Genomic DNA, 18,897 nt, shown 5'->3' with positions numbered 1-18,897 from the left:
GCCGACTCCCGCCGGGGAGGACGCCACGCTCCGTCAAGGAGGACGCATGTCGGACGACCACGCCGCCACCTCTGCGCCAGACGCCCGCGCCACCCGTGATGCCCCCGACTCCCCCGACCCCCTCGACGCCCTCTCGTACGAGCCGCTCACCCCGACCGCGTACCTCGACCGCGCGGCGGCGGCGCACGGCGACCGGATCGGTGTCGTCGACGGTGAACGGCGGTGGACGTACGCCGAGTTGCGGGAGCGCTGCACCCGACTGGCGGGCGGCCTCGCGCCGTTGGCGGACGGGCGGCCGGTGGCGGTGCTCGCGCCGAACACGCACGTGCTCCTGGAGGCGCACTTCGGGGTGCCGTGGGCGGGCGTGCCGCTGGTGGCGGTGAACACGCGGCTGGCGGCGGCCGAGGTCGCGTACATCCTGGAGCACTCGCGGGCGGCGGTGCTGATCCACGACGCGTCGTTCGACGTCCTGGTGGAGGACGCGCTGGCCCGCCTGGACGCGCCGCCGCACCGGATCCGTACAGGCACGGAGTACGAATCGCTGCTGGCCGGCGCCACCCCGCTGCACCGCACGCCGGCGGACGAGCGCGGGCTGCTCGCCGTCAACTACACGTCGGGGACGACCGGCCGCCCCAAGGGGGTGATGTACCACCACAGAGGCGCCTATCTGCAAGCGGTGGCGATGGTGGGGCACACCGGTCTGACGCCGTCGTCGGTGCATCTGTGGACGCTGCCGATGTTCCACTGCAACGGCTGGACGTTCCCGTGGGCGGTGACCGCGGCGGCGGGCACCCATGTGTGCCTGCCGAAGCCCGACCCCACCGAAGTGTGGCGGCTGATCCGCGAGGAGGGCGTGACCCACCTGAACGGCGCGCCGACGGTCCTCTCGATGATCGCCTACGCCCCGGAGGCCGCCCCGCTGCCGCAGGGCCGCACCATCCGGATGGCGACCGGCGGCGCCCCGCCCTCCCCCGCGATCCTGCGCCGCATGGACGAGTTGGGCTTCGACGTGACCCACCTCTATGGGCTCACGGAGACGTACGGCCCGGCGATGCTGTGCGACTGGCGGCCCGAGTGGGACTCACTCGACGGCGTCGCGCAGGCCCGTCTCAAGGCCCGGCAGGGCGTCGGCAACATGATCTCGTGCACCGCCCGCGTCATCGCCGAGGACGGCACCGACGTGCCCGCGGACGGCACGACGACCGGTCAGATCGCGCTGCGCGGCAACAACGTCATGCTCGGCTATCTCCACGATCCGGAGGCGACCGCGGCGACCGCGCCCGACGGCTGGTTCCGCACCGGCGACATCGGCGTCGTGCACCCCGACGGCTATGTGGAACTGCGCGACCGCTCGAAGGACGTCATCGTCTCGGGCGGCGAGAACATCGCGTCGGTCGAGGTCGAGCAGGCCATCATGGACCACCCCGCGGTCCTCGAAGCCGCAGTCATCGCGGTCCCCGACGAGCGCTGGGGCGAGGTACCGGCGGCGTACGTGACCCTGCGCGCCGACGCGTCGGCCACCGACACGGAGATCATCGACCACGTCCGCACGCGCCTCGCCCGGTTCAAGGCGCCGAAGACCGTGACGTTCGGCGAGCTGCCCAAGACCTCGACCGGAAAGATCCAGAAGTACGTGCTGCGCGAGAAGGCGTGGGCGGGGGCGGAGCGCCGCATCCACTGAATCCCGCCCGCCTGTCGACCGGTCGCCGCCTGATCTGGTCTAACCTCGGCCCCGTGATCGGCAATCGGATACGCGAGGTGCGCAAGGCCCGGAAGCTGACGGTGCGGGAGCTGGCCGAACGGGCCGGTGTGTCGACCGGACTCGTCAGCCAGGTCGAGCGCGGGCTCACCGACCCCAGCCTGGAGACGCTGCGCCGGCTCTCGGCCGCGCTCGGACTTCCGCTGTTCGACCTGTTCCGGCAGGAGGAGGCGGAGGACGAGGTCGCGGTGGTGCGGCGCGAGCGCCGGATCCAGGTGCGGTCCCCGCAGGGCGGCATCGAGTACACGCGGGTGTCCGCCGGGTCGGCGCGGCTCGAGGTCCTGGAGGGCACGCTGGAGCCGGGCGGCGCGTCGTCGGAGGCGCGTTACAGCCACCCGTCGGAGGAGTGCGTGCTGCTCCTGACCGGCAGCCTCGTCGTCGAGGCGGGCGACGGGCGCTACGAGCTGGGGCCCGGCGACAGCTGCACGTTCGACTCCCGCGTCCCGCACCGGTACGTGAACGAGGGCGAGGAGCCGGCCCGCTTCCTGGTGAGCGTCACACCGCCGAGCCGCTGACGCCGCCACGTCACCGAGGCCGCCAAGTCACCGATACGGCACACCCATTGACGCGGCGAGGGCCCGACTGATTCGATCACCCGCACTGAACACGTTCATCGGGATTGAAGGCGAGTCACCGCGTGCCCATCGACGCCCCCGAACGCTTCCGCGACCGGTTCCCCTCCCTCAAGGACACCGTCCACCTGGCCAGTTGCAGCCAGGGAGCCGCGTCCGAGCACATGCTCGCGGCGCTCCAGGAGTTCCAGTGGTCCATGCGCAGCCACGGCGCGCCGTGGGCCGCGTGGATGGAGCGGGTGGACGCCGCGCGCGCCGCGTTCGCCGCGCACATCGGTGCCACCGCGGACGAGATCGCGGTGGTGAGCTGCGCGTCCGAGGGCGCGTACCAGGTGGCGTCCACGCTGGACTGGTCGCGACGCCCGGGCCTGGTGACCACGGACATGGAATTCCCGTCGGTCGCGCACGTCTGGCTCGCGCAGGAGCGGCGGGGCGCCCGGGTGTGCCATGTGCCGGACGAGGACGGAGTCGTCCCGGCCCGCGCGTACGCCGATGCCGTCGACGCGTCCACGAACCTCGTCTCGATCCCGCTCGTCTCGTACCGCAACGGCGTCCGGCTCCCGGTCGCCGAGACCGTCGGGGCGGCGCGGGCCGCGGGCGCGCGGGTGTTCGTCGACGCCTACCAGGGCCTCGGCGTGCTCCCCGTCGACGTACGACAGTTGGACTGCGACTACCTGGTGTGCGGGGCACTGAAGTATCTGCTCGGGGTGCCGGGCATCGCGTTCCTGTACGTGCGCGGCGGGGTGCGGGACGAGGTGGCTCCGCAGCTCACCGGGTGGTTCGGCCGGGTCGACCCGTTCGGCTTCGATCCGCGCACGCTCGACTTCCCCGACACGGCGCGGCGTTTCGAGACCGGCACGCCGTCGATCCCCTCCGCGTACGCCGCGGCGGCCGGTCTTCGCACGCTGGCGGAGGTCGACGCGAAGGACGTCGAGGCGCACGTCCGGGAGCTGACCGCGTACGCCCACGCCCGCCTGGCCGAGCGCGGCGAGACCCTCGCCTCCCCCGCCGACCCCGAACTGCGCGGCCCGCAGGTGGCGATCGCCGACCCGGCCCCCGACGCGACGGCCGCCGCGCTCGCGGAGCGCCGCATCGTGACGAGCCCCCGCGGCACCCTGCTCCGCGTCTCCTTCCACTACTACAACACCCTCGCTGACATCGACGCGCTGGTCACCGCGCTCGACGACATCCGCGCGCAGTAGCCAAGCAGCCACGCAGCACGTCCAGGAACACCGCACCCACCACGGAGCGAGTGACATGCCCGACGACGCCGGCACCGGCAGCGCAACCTCTCCCCCACCCCAGGACCACGGTCTGAAACGGTCCCTGACCGGCCGTCAGCTCAGCATGATGGGGCTCGGCGGCGCCATCGGCACCGGCCTGTTCCTCGGTTCGAGCCTCGCGATCTCGGCGGCGGGCCCCGCGACCGTGGTGGCGTACGTGCTCTGCGCGCTGATCGCCCTGGTGATCGGGTGGGCGCTCGCAGAGATGACGTCCGTGCACCCGGCCGCCGGCTCCTTCGGCAGCATCGCCCGCCACTACCTGGGCCCGCTCGCGGGCTTCGTGATCCGCTGGACGTACTGGACGATCCAGGTGATCGCGATCGGCGGCGAGGTGATCGCGGCGGGGATCTACGTGCGGTTCTGGTGGCCCGAACTGCCGCTCTGGCTTCCGGTGGTGGTGTTCTCGCTGCTCCTGCTGGCGGCGAACGCGCTGAGCGTCGGGGTGTTCGGGCGCCTCGAGTACTGGTTCTCCACCGTCAAGATCACCGCGATCGGTGTGTTCGTGCTGCTGGGCTGCGCGTACGTGTTTCTGGGTCTGCCGGGGCACGCGGCCGTCGGCACCGCGAACCTGTCGGAGCACGGCGGGCTGCTTCCGCACGGTGTGAGCGGCCTCGCCACCGCGTTCGTCTTCGTCATCTTCAGCTACATCGGCACCGAGATCATCGCGGTGACGGCGGCCGAGTCCGAGAACCCGGTCCGTGACATCCCGCGCGCGGCCCGCCGGATGGTGGTGCGGCTCGCACTGTTCTACGTCCTGGCGATGGCGGTGGTCGTCACCGTCGTGCCGTGGACGCGGACCGCGCGGGGCGGCGATGTCACGGCGAGCCCGTTCGTGCAGCTCTTCGACGTGGCGGGGATCCCGGGCGCGGCCGGAGTCATGAACTTCGTCGTGCTGACCGCGGCCCTGTCGAGCGCCAACGCCAATACGTATCTGGCGACCCGGATGATCCACTCGCTGGCGGTGGACCGGCACGCGCCGCGGCTGTTCGCGCGCGTCGGCGCGCGTGGTGTCCCGCATCGCGCCCTCGCGGTGTCCGGCCTCGGTCTGGGGGTGGCGGCGCTGCTGTCGGTGCACTCCGAGGACACCGCGTACATCCTGCTGTTCGGCATCTCCGTGTTCGGCGCGCTGGTGGTGTGGATCCTGATCCTGGCCTCGCACCTGGCGTTCCGCCGCCACCGCACGCGGCACGCTCTGCCGGTCGCCCCCGCGCGACTGCGCGGCGCGCCCTTCACCACGGTCGCGGCGGCGCTCGCCCTCGCGGCGATCCTCGTCTCCACGGTGTTCATCGAGGGCCTGGAGGACGCGTGGAAGGCGGGCCTGCCGTTCTTCGCGGTTCTCGCGCTCGTGTACCGGTTCGGGGCGCGGCGGTACGAGACGGCCGCCGAGCTGCCGGACAGTACGGCGGCGGAGGCGTCCGGGCCGGGCGCGCGGGCGGCGGCGGATCAGTCCAGGTAGTGGGCGCGGCCCTCGTCGTCGAGGTCGATGTCACCCTCCGGCAGGATGCAGAACTCGTTGCCCTCGGGGTCCGCCATCACCAGGAACCCACCCGCGTCGTACTCCTCGAGCCGCCGCCCACCGAGCGCCTCCACGCGCCGCTGTTCGGCGGCGAGGTCGGGCGAGGTCAGGTCGATGTGCATCCGGTCCTTGCCCGGGGTGGGGCGCGGATTGCGCTGGAACCCGAACACCAGGCCGCCTTCCCGGCGCAGCCAGATGTACGGGCCCGTGCGACTCTCGATCGGCCGGTCGAGCAGCTCGGACCAGAACGCGGCGAGCCGCTCGGGGTCCTCGGCGTCGACGACGAGGGCGGTGATCTGCATCGGTCTTCCTCTCAGGCGGTGACTCGCACGTCCTCACCGGGGCGTGCGCGGGACCGGTCGTCCCTTCGCCATCATCGCGGGCACGCGCTCGTACGAACGTCGTATGTCCCCCGCCACCCGGCCCCTGTCACCCTGTGTGCCCATGGGGGAAGGCAAGGTGTACGAGCTCGTCGTGCCGGGGGTCGGGGCGCTCGATCGGGGTGAGGTGCTGCTGCCGGACCGGGTGGGGCGGGTCAGTGGGGACCGGCAGGCCGGGGTGTACCGGGGGCGGATCGCCGGGGGCGGGCAGCGGGCGGGTGTGCAGCGTGAGGTGTACGACTGGGCGGCGCTCACGTCCGGTGGGGCGATGCGGTCGCTGTGGCTGTTCCTGCTGCCGTTCCTGCTGGTGAACGTGGCGGGGTGGATGCGGCCCCACCGTCCGACGGGGCGGCCGCTCAGCCTGATGTACGGGTTCGGGGTGCGGCTGCTCGGGCTGTCCATGACGGTGCTGCTGGTGGGCGGGCTCGCGCAGGTGACGATGGATCAGCTCGTGTGGCAGTGCCGCTCGTCCGTGGAGCTGTGCTCGTCCGGGAACGATGTCGTGGCCGCCGTCCGTGACATGTCGGTGCCCACCGGGCTGCTGGTGGCGATGACCGTTCCGCTGGTGGGTCTCTTCCTCGCGGCGTGGGCGGCCGGCGACGAGCGCCGCGAGTACGGGACGGTGTGGCAGGACCCCGCGCGGATACCGTCGCAGGGCCCGCGGCCCTCCCTGTGGCGGCGGCTGCTGCTCCCGCCGCCGAACGGGCAGTCGGCGCCGCTGGAGGTGTACGCGTACTGGCAGCGCAACACCCGGGCCGAGGGGCTGATGAGCCGTCATCTGTGCGCCGGGGTACTGACGTTGGCGGTGCTGACGGCGATGCCGCCCGCGTCGCAGGGCGGCGATCAGGCGATGGCCGTCGTCCTGTTCGTCGTCATCGGGGCGCTCGGGGCGTGGACGCTGGTGGGCACCGGGCCCTGGCGGCTGCGCCGGATGCAGGTCGTCATGGTGACCGGCTGTCTGCTCGTGCTGGTGTGGGCGGTGCTGTACTGCCTGATGCCGGGGCCGCGGTGGGCGACGACGGGGCGGCTGCCGGGGCTGAGTCCCGCGTCGGGGGCGCTGCTCGGGGCGCAGTTCGGTGGCGTCGCGCTCACCGCGTTGTCGGCCGTGCCGCCACTGCGGAGCGGCCGGCGGCGCACGCACGCGCTGTACGGCCTTTCGGGGCCCGTGACCGCGCTGATGGGGTGCCTGCTGGGGTGGATCTGCGCGTCGGCCCTGGCATTGTGGGCGCGGGGGTGGCTGCACAGCGCGAGCGCGCCCGACGGTGCGGAGCTGCTGCTCCCGCAGGCCGCGCTGAAAGTCGTGGCGGCGTGCACCACGGTGCTGCTGCTCGGTCTCGCGCTCGTCGCGCTCGCGGCGCCGCTCGTGGCGGCCCTGCGCTGGTATCTGCGGCCCATGGCGCTGCTCGACGCCTGGCCCGACATCCCGCCCGGCACGGGCCCGTTCAAGCGACAGTGGGTGCTGCGGGCGCGGTACCGGGCGGAGCGGCGGCGGGCCGGTGATCCGGTGTCCGAGCAGCGGCGGACGAATCTGCGCGAGGAGCTCGACCGCGAGGGCCGCATCCGCCTCGCCCGGCGGCTCACCGACCACGGCCCGAAGGCGGTCGACGTGCTGTTCGGGGTGGCCGCCGTCGCCTTCGTCCTGGTCCTCGCGGGGCTCTATCTCGTGCAGGAGTGGGAGAACGCCGTCGCGGTGGAGTTCCGGGCGCGGGTGACGACCCTCGTGCAGTTCATGGTGTCCCTGGCGGGGGTGTTCCTCGTCGCGATGATCGCCGTGCTGCTGTTCACCGCACGGTCCATCGCGATCCGCAGGGACGCCCGGGAGAACGCCGGGCTCGCCTGGGCGTTCGGCGCGTTCTGGCCGCGCTCCGCGCATCCGTTCGCGCCCACCGCCTGGACGGTGCGGGCGGTGCCCGAACTCGTCCAGCGGATCGACCACTTGCTGTCCCGCGATCCGCGCGACCGGCTGCTGCTCCAGGCCAATTCGCTCGGCTCGGTGCTCGCCGTGTTCGCGCTGTGGCAGACACCGCCCGAGCACCGCCGCCGCGTCGCGCTGCTCACCACGGGCTGCCCGCTCACCTTGTTCTTCACCGGGCACTACCCGGCGTACGCGGTCCACGAGCGGATCGCGCCGCTCGCCGACTCGCTCGCCGCGTGGACCAACGTGCGCAGGGACACCGACCCGCTGGCCGGTGACATCGGTGTGCCGGGCGTCCGTGACGTGGTGTGGCACGACGCCACCGACCCGTACGATCCGCCGCCGCCCGACCCGGAGGCCGTCGCCGCGCAGCAGACGGACCGCGGGCCGCACCAGCCCGTCTTCCGGCAGTTGGAGGGGCACACGAGTCATCGCGCGGATCCGCGCATCGACGCGGAGCGGGACGCGCTGCTCGGCGTCCTGGCGCGGCTGGACGGGCCGCACCTCTGAGGGCGGGTCAGCGAGCCACCGTCGACGCCCTCGGGATCAGCCGCAGCGGCAGCTCCCGGTGCGGGGCCTGGTCGACGTCCGGGTCCGCGATCAGTCCGGTGACGAGGTCGCCGGCCACCGTGCCCAGGCCCACCGGGTCCTGCGCCACGGTGGTCAGGCGGGCCCACTCCGCGACCGGATGGTCGTCGAAGCCCACCACGGAGAGCTGCTCGGGGACCTCGATCCGGGCCTCGCGCAGGGCGGTGAGGAGTTCGAGGGCCAGTTCGTCGGTCTCGGCGAAGACGGCCGTGGGCGGATCGGCGAGCGTGGTCAGTTCGCCGATGGCCTCCAGCGTGGCGCGCCTGCCCGTGGCCACCTCGCGGACGAGCGCGGGTTCGGTCCCGGCCGCCGCGAGCGCGTCGAGGCAGCCGGTGCGGCGCTGGCGCGAGCTGTACGTGAATCCGGCGCTGCGGCTGCCGCAGAGGTACGCGATGCGGCGGTGGCCGAGCGTGAGCAGGTGCCGGGTGGCGGTCCTGCCGCCCGCGACGTCGTCGACGTAGACGCTGGGACGGCCCTCCACCTTGCGGCTGACGTACACGACCGGCATGCCGAGCCGGTCGAGGCGGGCCGTCTCCTCATCGGTGAGGTCGAAGCTGAGCACCATCAGCGCGTCGGCGTTGCGCCGGGCGGGGAGCCGCTCGAAGAAGGCCTCCCGCTCGGCGAGTTCGGCGACGGGGTAGATCAGCAGGTCGAGCCCCGCGGCGCGCAACTGGCTGCTCAGGCCTTGGAGCACGCAGCCGACGAACCAGGAGGAGAGCGTCGGCGCGAGCACCGCGACGTTGCCGGTGCGCCCCGTCACGAGCGAGGACGCCTGCCGCGAGACCACGAACTCCAGCTCACGGGCGGCCTGTTCGACACGCTTCCGGGCGTCGGGCGACACGGTCGACATGCCGCGCAGCGTGCGCGAGACGGTGGACACCGACACCCCGGCCCGCTCGGCCACGTCGGCCATCGTCGGGTAGCGCTGTTCGGATATCGGCATGGCGGGAACGTAGCACAGCCGTGACGTGCCGAGGCAAGACCCGTGAAAGCGCTGTCTTCAACTCGGGGCTGTGCAGACCCATTGACCTTGGTGCGGGGCGCTGCCTAGCGTGCAAGCGTTCTCAGGAAGTTGTCAGCTTCGGTCCGGCCGCCCCCTTCGGCAGGAGCACCTCCCCCATGACATTGAGCCGCAGAAGAACCTTGTCCGCCCTGGGTTTCGCCGCCGGGGCCCCGCTCGTCCCGGCGTGTTCCCGGGCCTCGGCCACGCCCCCCGATCCCGCAGAGGCCCGGCGGGTGCCGCGCCGGGAGACCACCATCGACTGGTGGTACAGCTCGATCGCCGCGAAGGACGGCGGCGATCTGGCACCCCGCCTGATCAGCGCTTTTCGCAAGCGGTACCCGCAGATCTCGGTGAACATCATCAAGGCGCCCGCCAGTACGGACACCCAGCGCTCGGCGTTGTCCACGCAGTTGGCGTCGGGCAGCGCCAGTCCGGATGTGTACCAGGGCGACCTCACGTGGGCCGCCCAGTTCGGCGCCGCGTCCTTCGCGCTGCCGGTGGAGTCGCTGCTTGACGAGGACGAGTGGCAGCGTTATCCCAAGGCGCTGCTCACCTCGCTCGGCTACGAGGGCCACCGGTACGCCTTCCCGCTCTACCAGGACCAGCCGTACCTCTACTACCGGCGCGATCTGCTGCACAAGCACGGGCTGCGGGTGCCGCGCACCTGGGAGGAGCTGATGCGCACCGCGCGGCGCGTCCAGAAGGCCGGTGACATCCGGCACGGCTTCGTCTGGCAGGGCAGCGTCTACGAGGGAATGACCTGCAACGTCACCGAGATCCTCGCCGACGCGGGCGGGCAGGCGCTGTCCGCCGACGGACGGCGTGCCACGTTCGAGGGGCCTGCCGCCGAGCGGGCCCTTGGCCTGATGCGGGATCTGGTGACCAGTGGTGTCTCGCCGTCGGCGGTGTCGACGTTCATCGAGCAGAACACCATCGACGACTTCTCCGCGGGCCGCTCCCTGTTCCTGCGGAACTGGCCGTACGCGTGGGGTGTCGCCAACACACCGGAGTCCTCGTCGGTGGCCGGGCGGATCGGCGCGGCGCTGCGGCCGGGGTTCGAGGGACGCGAGGGCGGCCTCGGATGCCTGGGCGGCTGGTGCAACTACCTCAATCCGCACTCCCGGAAGCTGGGCGCCGCCGCCGCCTTCGCCAAGTTCATCGCCCAGGAGGGGCAGATGGTCATCGCCGAGCACGGCGCGCAGTTGCCCACCACGCGCGAGGCGCTGCGAAGCCGCTGGATCCGCGGCTCGAAGAATCCCGTCTACGCGCTGGCGCCGGAGATGACACTCGTCGCGCGCCCCACCCGCAATCCGGCGTACCCGCAGGTCAGCAAGGCGATCTACACGCACGCCAACCGTGTACTGACCGGTGTCCCGGTGGCCCGCGCGGTCGCCGACGCGCAGGACCAGCTGACCGCGGCGCTCGCCGGGGAGTCGCTGTGACGGCCCCGGTGCGGACCCGGCCGGTCCCCACGTCGGACACACCTGGTGTCCCGTCCGTAGGACGCGGGGACGGACTGCGGCGGCGCAAGGCGCGCACCGGATGGCTGTTCACCGCGCCGACGCTGGTCGTGGTGGGACTGGTGACGCTCTTCCCGGTGCTGTACTCCGTGGTGACCAGCTTCGCGAAGATCCGTCTCACCTTCGGTGGCATGGAGATCGACGAGTGGACGGTCGCCAACTACACGACGATGTTCTCCAGTTCCGCGTGGCTCGACGCTCTGGTGTTCACGGTCGGCTACACGCTGGGCACGGTGGCGGTGGAGATGGTGCTCGGCATCGCGGTGGCGGTCCTCCTCGAGAAGCTCGAGGCGGGTCGCGGCTGGATCCTGGCGCTCCTCCTCATCCCGTGGTCGCTGATCACCGTCGTGTCCGCGCAGCTGTGGGCGTATCTGTACGACGCCGGGTACGGGGCGGTGACCTGGCTGTTCGGCCTGGTGATGGACGCGCCGCCGGTGATCCTCGGCAAGCCGGTGCCCGCGATCGCGGGGCTTGCGGTGGCGGACATCTGGAAGACGACCCCGTTCGTCGCCGTCATCATCCTGGCCGGCCTCGTGAAGATCCCTCAGGAGCGGTACGAGGCGGCCGAGATGGACGGCGCGGGTGCCTGGACGACGTTCCGTCTGGTGGTGCTGCCCGCGCTGCGGCCGGTGATCGCGGTGGCGGTGCTGTTCCGTGTCCTCCAGGCCTTCGGCATCTTCGACCTGCCGTTCGTCCTCACGCAGGGCGGTCCTGGGACGGCGACGCAGTCGCTGGCGATCCTCGGGTACAAGGCGCTGTTCCAGGACCTCAACGTCGGGCTCGGGGCGGCGATCGCCACGGCCACGGGGGCGCTGGTGGCCATCGGCTGCCTGCTGTTCCTGCGGGCCTTCAGGATGCAGGTGGACGAGGGAGGTGTGGGCCGATGAGCCGCGCCGGACGACAGGCCACCGGGGTGCGCCGGTGGCTGAACGTGGTGAACATCGGGGCGTTCGTGCTCGTCCTCGCGGTGTCGCTGCCGCTGCTGTGGATGGCGGTGACCTCGTTCAAGTCGGAGGGCGAGCTGGGCGCTTCGCCGCCGACCGTGCTGCCCAAGGATCCGACGTGGGCGCACTACGCGCGGGCGCTGACCTCGGCGGGCTTCGACCGCTATCTCCTCAACAGCGCGGTGGTGTGCGTCAGCGCCACCGTCATCGTCCTGGCGCTCGGCCTGTTCGCCGGGTACGCGCTGGGCAGGCTGCCGCTGCGCGGCCGTGGCCCCATCATGGTGGCGCTGCTGATGATCTCGGTGTTCCCGACGATCGCCGTGGTCACCCCGCTGTACCTGGTCGAGCGGCAGCTGGGCCTGCTCAACAGCTACTGGGGCCTGATCGTCCCGTACGTGGCGTTCCATCTGCCGTTCGCGGTGTGGATCCTGCGCAACTCGCTGCTCGACATCCCGCACGAGCTGGAGGAGTCGGCGACGGTCGACGGCGCGTCCCCCGTCCGTACGCTCCTGTCGGTGATCCTGCCGCAGGCCAGGCCCGCCCTGTTCACCGCCGGGGTGTTCACGTTCACCGCCACCTGGACCGAGTTCCTGATGGCCCTGACCTTCAATTCCGCCGACGAGTTCCGGACGGTGCCGGTGGGCATCGCCCTGTTCTCCGGTGTCTACGAGATCCCGTTCGGCACGATCTTCGCCGGTGCCATGGCGGCGACGGTCCCGATCGCACTCCTCGTGCTGATCTTCCGTCGCAGTGTGCTGTCCGGCCTGACCGACGGCGCGGTCAAGGGCTGACCGCGCCCCCCTCATCCCCACTCGACTACCGACTACGTACGGAGTCCGCATGAGCGAGCACATCGACAACTCCCCGCAGGACGCCGACTGGTGGCGTCAGGCCGTCGTCTACCAGATCTATCCGCGCAGCTTCGCCGACGCGAACGGGGACGGCATCGGCGACCTCGTCGGCATCACCCGCCGCCTGGACCATCTCGCCGACCTCGGTGTCGACGCGATCTGGCTGAGCCCGTTCTATCCGTCGGAGCTGAAGGACGGCGGTTACGACGTCGCCGACTACCGGGACGTCGACCCGCGGCTCGGCACCCTCGACGACTTCGACGCCATGGTCGCCGAGGCGCACCGCCTCGGCCTGAAGGTGTTCGTCGACATCGTCCCCAATCACACCTCCGACCAGCACGTCTGGTTCCAGGAGGCGCTGGCGTCGCCGCCGGGCTCGCCGGCCCGGGACCGCTATGTGTTCCGTGACGGCAGCGGCCCCGACGGCTCGCTGCCGCCCACGGACTGGGAGGCCAGCTTCTCCGGGAACGCGTGGAAGCAGGTGCCCGACGGACAGTGGTACCTGCACCTGTTCGCGCCCGAGCAACCGGACCTGAACTGGGAGCACGAGGAGGTGCGGGCCGATTTCCGGGAGACCCTGCGGTTCTGGTCGGACCGGGGCGTCGACGGCTTCCGCATCGACGTGGCGCACGGCTGCGCCAAGGATCTCGCCGGGCCGCTGGCGGACATCGGCCGCCCCCAGTACAAGGGCATCCACGACGACATGCCGCCGGGTACCCACCCGTACTGGGACCGCGACGAGGTGCACGAGATCTACCGGGACTGGCGCACGGTCCTCGACTCCTACAGCCCGCCGCGCGTCGCGGTGGCCGAGGCGTGGGTGACCAATTCGCGGCGGGTCCTCTACACCCGGCCCGACGAGCTGCACCAGGCGTTCAACTTCGAGTTCCTGCAGGCTCCTTGGCGTACCCCGGACCTGGCGAAGGTGATCGAGGAGTCCCTTCAGGCGGCGGCTTCGGTGGGTGCGACGGCGACGTGGGTGCTGTCCAACCACGACGTGGTGCGGCACGCGTCCCGGCTCGGACTCCCGGTCGGCACCGACCTGGAGGCGTGGCTGCGCTCGGACGGGCGGGAGCCCGCGCCCGACCTCGCCCTCGGTCTGCGCCGCGCCCGCGCCGCGACGATGCTGATGCTGGCCCTGCCCGGCTCCGCGTACATCTACCAGGGCGAGGAGCTGGGCCTCCCCGAGGTGGCCGATCTGCGCGTCGACGACCTCCAGGACCCGGTGTACGGACAGTCGGGCGGCCTGCGCAAGGGCAGGGACGGCTGCCGGGTGCCGCTGCCGTGGGAGCAGGAGGGACCGTCGTACGGGTTCGGGGACGCGGCGGGCTGGCTGCCGCAGCCGGAGGGCTTCGGCGCCCTGTCGGTGGCGGCCCAGGAGCGGGACCCCGACTCGCATCTCGCCTTCTACCGGACGGCGCTGCGGCTGCGCCGCGAGCTGCTGCGGCCCGGGGCGCCCGGCAGCGAGACGCTGGGCGAGCCCCGCCGCAAGTGGGGCCTGCCCGCCGCGGACGCCGCCGAGGGTGTGGCGGACACGGGCGAGGCGGGGATGGGCGAGGCCGAGCAGCTGCTGCACTTCACCCGGCCGGACGGCTGGGAGTGCGTGGTGAACGTCGACGGGCCGCCCGCCCATCTGCCGCCCGGCGAGATCCTGTTGGCGAGCGGCCCGCTCACGGAGGACGGTCTGCTGCCGGCGGACACTGCGGTGTGGCTGCGCACGGACGGCGGCGGGTCGGAGGCCGGGGCCTGACGGGTTCCGGCGGACGCGCGGGCCACTAACCTGGGCTGTTGAGCACGCAACAAAGGCGTGCGGCACCCAGGGATCGGGAGGGCCCGGGACATGACGCGACCCGTGAGCTTCAGCACGCTGGGCCTTCCCGAGGCGCAGCACGTCGACCTGTGGGAGCGGCACAACGCGCGGGCCCTCATCGGGCTTCGGTGCCGCTCCCTCGGCGAGACCCGGCTCGACGCCACCGAGATCAACCTCCAGCTGCCGAACGTGCACGTCGCGCGGGTCATCGGGAGCGCGCACGTCGTGGAGCGGTCGGCGGCGGAGATCCGGCGGATGCCGTCCGACGCGGTGGCCTGCTATCTGAACCTGGCGGACGACGCGTTCTTCTACCACGACGACGGCGTGCACCTGCTGCGCACCGGGCAGTTGATCGTGTGCGACGCGGACCGGCCGTTCGTCCGGGGCTTCTCGAAGGGGCTCGAGGAGCTGGTGGTCAAGGTGCCGCGTGCGGTGTGGCGGGAGGTCGGCGGCCCGGCCGTCCTGGCGAAGCCGCTGGTGTTCGACGTCGACGACGGCTGCGTCGCGGCGCGGACATTCGCCCGGATGGCCCGCCGGGCGCTGCGGCCGGGGCGGTCCGACACCGTCGACGAGCAGACCTTGTTGGGGCTGCTGGGCAGTCTGGTGACGGGCCGTCCGCCCGCGCTCGCCTCCGTGCATCTGGCGATGGCCAAGGTGTACATCGACCGGCACCTGAACGAGCCGGGCCTGTCCGCGCCGCGCATCGCCCGGGGTGTCGGGATCAGCGAGCGGCATCTGTCGCGGGTGTTCGCCGCGGGCGGCACGAGCGTTCCGCAATATCTCCTGGGCCGCAGGCTGGAGTCGGCGCACGCCGCGCTGTCGGCGGGCGGGGCCGCGACGGTCGCCGAGACCGCCGCCCGCTGCGGTTTCGGCTCCGCCGCGCACTTCTCCCACCGCTTCAAGGAGCGCTACGGGGTGCGGGCCTCCGACGTGCTCCGCGAGGCCCGCGCAGCCCGCTGATCGCCGTCGGGCGCCAGCCTGATGTCGAAGCGGACGCGGGACCACGGCCGCTCGCCCAGGTCGCGGCCGTCGGGCGTCGGGGTGCCGGCCGGCTGCGGGACGAAGTCCTTGACGAGGGACTCCTTGACGCCGAACACCGCGTCGCTGCCCAGCAGTTCGTCGCCGCGGACGAAGATGTGGGTCACGAGGGTGCGCAGCCCCGGCGCGGTCACCATGAAGTGCAGGTGCGAGGCCCGCATCGGGGACCGCCCCGCGGCCGCGAGCAGGCCGCCGACGGGCCCGTCGTGCGGGATGGGGTACGGGGTCGGGGTGAGGCCCCAGAACCGGTAGCGCCCCTGGGAGTCGGAGAACAGGTGGCCGCGTGCCGCGACGCGGTCGTCGCCGTACTGCGTGTCGTAGAAGCCGTCCTCGTCGGCCTCCCACACCTCGATGCGCGCTCCGCCGACCGGTTTGCCCTCGGTGTCGGTGACGGTGCCCTCCACCCAGCACGGCTCCCCCGCGGCGCCGAAGGAGAGGTCGCCGCCCTGCTCGATCTCCGGGCTGTTCTCGGCGAAGAACGGTCCGAAGACGGTGGCTTCGGTGGCGTCGGCGTACGCCTCGTTGTTGACGGCGACCGTCTGCATGGAGAGCCCGAGGACGTCGGAGAGCAGGATGAACTCCTGGCGGCGTTCGTCGGTGATGTGTCCCGCCCGGGTCAGGAAGTCGATTCCGGCGGACCACTCGTCCTCGGTGAGGCGCACCTCGCGGACGAACGCGTGGAGGTGTCCGGTCAGCGACCGGAGGATCTCCCGCAGCCGGGGGTCGACGCAGTCGTCGAAGGAGCGCAGCACCTGGCGGACGACGTCGGCCTCGCGTTCCCGCTGCTCGGCGGGGATGTCGGCGGACGGATTCGGTGTGCGGGTCATCGGGGGTCTGCTCCTTCCCAGGCGGCCTCGATCAGCGCCGTGATGCCGTCCGGCGTGACGGGCCGCGGGTTGTCGGGCGGGGCGGCGGCGAGGACGGCCTCGACGGCGTCCGGGATGCCCTCGTGCGGCATGCCGAGGTCCCGGAGGCTGCGCGGGGCGTCGAGCCGGGCGCGCAGCCGGGCCAGGCCCTCGTTCGCGGTCGGGGCGTCGAAGGCGGTGGCGAGCCGGCGTTCGGCGTCCGGCGCCGCGGGTCCGTTGAAGGCGAGGACGTGCGGGAGGACGACGGCATGGGTCTGGGCGTGCGGGAGGTCGAACCGGCCGCCGAGGACGTGGCAGATCTTGTGGTGGAGCCCGGATCCCGCGGACGCGAACGCCACGGCGGACAGGTACGCCCCGTAGAGCGTCTGCTCCCGGCCCTCGATGCCGTCCGGCTGGGCGACGACGCGTGGCAGGCCCGCGCACAGCGCCCGCGCGCCCTCGACGGCGAGCGCCTGGTCGACCGGGTCGGTCCGTGGGGCCCACAGGGAGTCCACGCAATGGGCGAGGGCGTTCAGTCCCGAGGCGACGCTGAGGTCGACGGGCAGGCCGAGCGTCAGCGTCGCGTCGTAGACGACGGTGTGCGGGAGGGCCTTGGGGTCGGTGCCGGTGGTCTTCACGGAGCCCTCGGTGAGGCCCCAGACGGGGGTGGCCTCGGAGCCCGCGTACGTGGTGGGGACGGCGACGACCGGGAGGCCCGAGGTCAGGGCGACGGCCTTGGCGAGGCCGGTGGCGGAGCCTCCACCCACGCAGACGAGGACGTCGACGTCGTGCTCGGCGGCCACGGCTCGCGCGCGGCGCGCCGTCTCGACGGGGACGTGCATGGTGACGTCGTCGTGGCGGACCACGACGGGGAGGCCCGCGGTGAGGCGTTCGGCGGGTTCCTTCGCCGAGGGGGACGCGATCACCATGACCCGTGCGCCGCCGAGCCGGTCGACCGCGGCGCCGACGTGCTCGGCCGCCGCGCCGGGGGCGAACCGCACGGTCTGCGGGAGGGTCTCGTGGACGAAGTGCATCAGTGCTCGTTCCTTCCCAGGACGGACGCCAGCGCGCGGCGCAGTTCCCGAGCCGGGTCGTCGGGCAGTCCGGTGGACCGCCAGGCGATGTGTTTGTCGGGGCGCACCAGCAGCACACCGCTCTCGTCGATCTCGCGCAACCGCGCCCAGTCGTAGTACAGGTCGGTGACCTCGCGGCCCGGCCCGATGACGACGGTGGCCAGGGGCAGGCCGAGTTCGGCGGAGACCTTGTCGGCGGCCTGCTCCCATGCCTCGCCCGCGATGCCGGTGAGCAGGGTCCAGCGGTCGTACGGCGCGAGGTCCATGAGCGCGTGGCGGTGGTCGCTGTCGCCGACCCAGGCGTGCGGGAGGTGGGCGCCGGGGACGGTCGACATCTCGTAGTAGAGGTCGGCGTCGCGGGCCGGGGCGGGTGGTGCGCCGTCGGGGACGATCGCGGCGGAGGTGTAGTGCTGGCCGAGTTCGACGCCGTGCGCGTTGAACTCGTAGTTCTTGAGTTCCATGGCGCGCACGAGGGCGGCCCGTTTGGCGGCGCCCGCCGGGGTGTTGTCCTTGCGCTCCTCGATGGCGGCGGCCATCTCGGCCTCGGTGGCGGCGTCGAGCACGCCGAGTGCCTTGAAGATGTCGACGAATTCGCGGCTCGACCTGTTGGCCCGCTTGACGATCCGCTCGGCGACCGGCGCGCGTTCGGTGGTGTAGGTGTCGAGGAGCGCGGGGTCGGCGTGGCCCTTGAGGACGGCGGCGAGTTTCCAGGCGAGGTTGTAGGAGTCCTGGACCGAGGTGTTCGAGCCGAGGCCGTTGCTCGGCGGGTGCCGGTGGACGGCGTCGCCCGCGCAGAACACACGCCCTTGGTGCAGGCGGGTCGCGTACATCTCGTTGTTGCCCCACAGGCTGGTGCCGGTGATCTCGACGTCCAGGTCGGGGATGCCGAGGAGGTTGCGGACGATCTGTACGGCGGCGGCCTCGTCGACGACCGGGGGTTCCTCGGCGATGTCGTAGCCCCACACGATGAGCCACTCGTTCCAGGGGCGGACCATGCGGACGAGTCCGGCGCCGATGCCACCGACGTTCGAGCCGGGCTGGATCACCCAGTAGAGGACGGAGGGGCGGTGCTCGACGTACCGGGCAATGTCGGCCTTGAAGGTGATGTTCATCGACCCGGCGATGTCCATCGCGCCCTCGAAGGGCAGGCCGATGTCGGCGGCGACCTGGGAGCGGGCGCCGTCGGCGCCGATCAGGTACTTCGCCCGGATGTCGTACGGGTGCCCGGTGAGCCGGTCGAGGACGCGCACGGTGACACCGTCGGCGTCCTGGGTGTGGGAGAGGTACTCGGTGGAGAAGCGGGTGTGCGCGCCGCGTTCGGTGGCGTTCCGCACCAGGATGGGTTCGAGGTACGTCTGCGGGATGTCGACGGTGAGGCAGGGCGAGGCGAGCCGGTAGTCGCCCTCGCGGTCGGGGCGGGTGCCCCAGGTGCGGATCCGGCCGATCTCCTCGCCCGCGATGCTGGTGCAGAACACGGTGTCGCCGACGAGGGCGTGCTCGGTGGCGTCGGCGAGCACCTGGTCCTCGATGCCGAGGTCGCGGAAGACCTCCATCGTCCGCTGGTTGGTGATGTGCGCGCGGGGTGTGTTCGCCGTCCACCGGTACTTCGTGATCATGAGGGTTTCGACGCCGAGCGTCGCCAGGAGGAGGGCGGCGCCGGCCCCGGCGGGTCCCGAGCCGACGATCACGACGTCGGTGGTGACGGTCGCGCCTGCGGGCGGCTCGGTCTCCGGTGTCCCATCGCTGAATGCGGGCATGGTGGGGGGCCTTTCGTGGATCCGGCGTCGGTGTCGGAGCCGT

The 18,897-nt window shown here is 72.3% G+C and carries 15 protein-coding genes; 10 read left to right on the top strand and 5 right to left on the bottom strand.

The genetic code is table 11. From position 1 onward, the window contains the following. Positions 1–46: 46 nt before the first annotated feature. The 4 genes from ACTWJ8_RS38225 (at position 47) to ACTWJ8_RS38210 (ending at position 5,070) form a co-directional block, all read left to right on the top strand. On the top strand, positions 47–1,681 hold the full coding sequence (locus ACTWJ8_RS38225) for an acyl--CoA ligase family protein (RefSeq protein ID WP_443262040.1): 1,635 nt from the start codon (positions 47–49) through the stop codon (positions 1,679–1,681). A gap of 53 nt (positions 1,682–1,734) precedes the next feature. Next, positions 1,735–2,274 carry a helix-turn-helix domain-containing protein gene (locus tag ACTWJ8_RS38220; RefSeq protein WP_443262039.1) on the top strand — a complete coding sequence of 180 codons (540 nt, stop codon included), beginning with the start codon at positions 1,735–1,737 and terminating at the stop codon, positions 2,272–2,274. A 122-nt stretch (positions 2,275–2,396) separates the two neighbouring features. Beyond that, positions 2,397–3,533, top strand: a complete 1,137-nt coding sequence (locus ACTWJ8_RS38215) for an aminotransferase class V-fold PLP-dependent enzyme (protein WP_443262038.1) — start codon at positions 2,397–2,399, stop codon at positions 3,531–3,533. Between the two features lie 55 nt (positions 3,534–3,588). Next, positions 3,589–5,070 (top strand): amino acid permease, encoded by a 1,482-nt coding sequence (locus ACTWJ8_RS38210; protein ID WP_443262037.1) that lies wholly within the window; start codon positions 3,589–3,591, stop codon positions 5,068–5,070. Here the strand turns inward: ACTWJ8_RS38210 and ACTWJ8_RS38205 are convergent. Beyond that, entirely contained in the window at positions 5,058–5,432 is a 375-nt protein-coding gene (locus ACTWJ8_RS38205; RefSeq protein ID WP_443262036.1) for a VOC family protein, read from the bottom strand. The genes ACTWJ8_RS38210 and ACTWJ8_RS38205 overlap by 13 nt on opposite strands. Before the next feature lie 142 nt (positions 5,433–5,574). Here ACTWJ8_RS38205 and ACTWJ8_RS38200 point away from each other — a divergent pair, with 142 nt between their 5' ends. Next, on the top strand, positions 5,575–7,935 hold the full coding sequence (locus tag ACTWJ8_RS38200) for a hypothetical protein (protein WP_443262035.1): 2,361 nt from the start codon (positions 5,575–5,577) through the stop codon (positions 7,933–7,935). A 7-nt stretch (positions 7,936–7,942) separates the two neighbouring features. Here the strand turns inward: ACTWJ8_RS38200 and ACTWJ8_RS38195 are convergent, their stop codons facing one another. After that, the gene (locus tag ACTWJ8_RS38195; RefSeq protein ID WP_356372325.1) at positions 7,943–8,956 is read right to left on the bottom strand and encodes a LacI family DNA-binding transcriptional regulator; all 1,014 of its coding nucleotides are present in this window, start codon (positions 8,954–8,956) and stop codon (positions 7,943–7,945) included. 293 nt (positions 8,957–9,249) lie between these two features. On the opposite strand from ACTWJ8_RS38195, the gene ACTWJ8_RS38190 reads away from it, so the two are divergent. The 5 genes from ACTWJ8_RS38190 (at position 9,250) to ACTWJ8_RS38170 (ending at position 15,101) form a co-directional block, all read left to right on the top strand. Further along, positions 9,250–10,458, top strand: coding sequence for an extracellular solute-binding protein (locus ACTWJ8_RS38190; protein WP_356372327.1), 1,209 nt, complete (start codon positions 9,250–9,252; stop codon positions 10,456–10,458). After that, positions 10,455–11,423, top strand: coding sequence for a carbohydrate ABC transporter permease (locus tag ACTWJ8_RS38185; RefSeq protein WP_356372329.1), 969 nt, complete (start codon positions 10,455–10,457; stop codon positions 11,421–11,423). Before ACTWJ8_RS38190 ends, ACTWJ8_RS38185 begins: the two co-directional genes overlap by 4 nt. After that, on the top strand, positions 11,420–12,271 hold the full coding sequence (locus tag ACTWJ8_RS38180) for a carbohydrate ABC transporter permease (protein WP_356372331.1): 852 nt from the start codon (positions 11,420–11,422) through the stop codon (positions 12,269–12,271). The genes ACTWJ8_RS38185 and ACTWJ8_RS38180 overlap by 4 nt, the downstream gene beginning before the upstream one ends. Positions 12,272–12,320: 49 nt before the next feature. Continuing rightward, entirely contained in the window at positions 12,321–14,081 is a 1,761-nt protein-coding gene (locus ACTWJ8_RS38175) for a glycoside hydrolase family 13 protein (protein ID WP_443262034.1), read from the top strand. A 90-nt stretch (positions 14,082–14,171) separates the two neighbouring features. Then, on the top strand, positions 14,172–15,101 hold the full coding sequence (locus tag ACTWJ8_RS38170) for a helix-turn-helix domain-containing protein (protein ID WP_443262033.1): 930 nt from the start codon (positions 14,172–14,174) through the stop codon (positions 15,099–15,101). Here ACTWJ8_RS38170 and ACTWJ8_RS38165 read toward each other — a convergent pair. The 3 genes from ACTWJ8_RS38165 to ACTWJ8_RS38155 are packed head-to-tail and all read right to left on the bottom strand — an operon-like array spanning position 15,050 to position 18,854. Further along, positions 15,050–16,006, bottom strand: a complete 957-nt coding sequence (locus ACTWJ8_RS38165) for an intradiol ring-cleavage dioxygenase (RefSeq protein ID WP_356372337.1) — start codon at positions 16,004–16,006, stop codon at positions 15,050–15,052. The genes ACTWJ8_RS38170 and ACTWJ8_RS38165 overlap by 52 nt on opposite strands. Continuing rightward, positions 16,003–17,058 (bottom strand): maleylacetate reductase, encoded by a 1,056-nt coding sequence (locus ACTWJ8_RS38160; RefSeq protein WP_443262031.1) that lies wholly within the window; start codon positions 17,056–17,058, stop codon positions 16,003–16,005. Before ACTWJ8_RS38160 ends, ACTWJ8_RS38165 begins: the two co-directional genes overlap by 4 nt. After that, positions 17,058–18,854: an FAD-dependent oxidoreductase gene (locus ACTWJ8_RS38155; RefSeq protein ID WP_443262029.1), complete on the bottom strand. Its 1,797-nt coding sequence runs from the start codon at positions 18,852–18,854 to the stop codon at positions 17,058–17,060. Before ACTWJ8_RS38155 ends, ACTWJ8_RS38160 begins: the two co-directional genes overlap by 1 nt. Positions 18,855–18,897: the final 43 nt, after the last annotated feature.

It is taken from the genome of Streptomyces sp. SDT5-1 (assembly GCF_052245995.1).
GTDB lineage: Bacteria > Actinomycetota > Actinomycetes > Streptomycetales > Streptomycetaceae > Streptomyces.
Note: the sequence above shows the minus strand (reverse complement) of the source record. Positions and strands in the feature narration are given on the sequence as shown.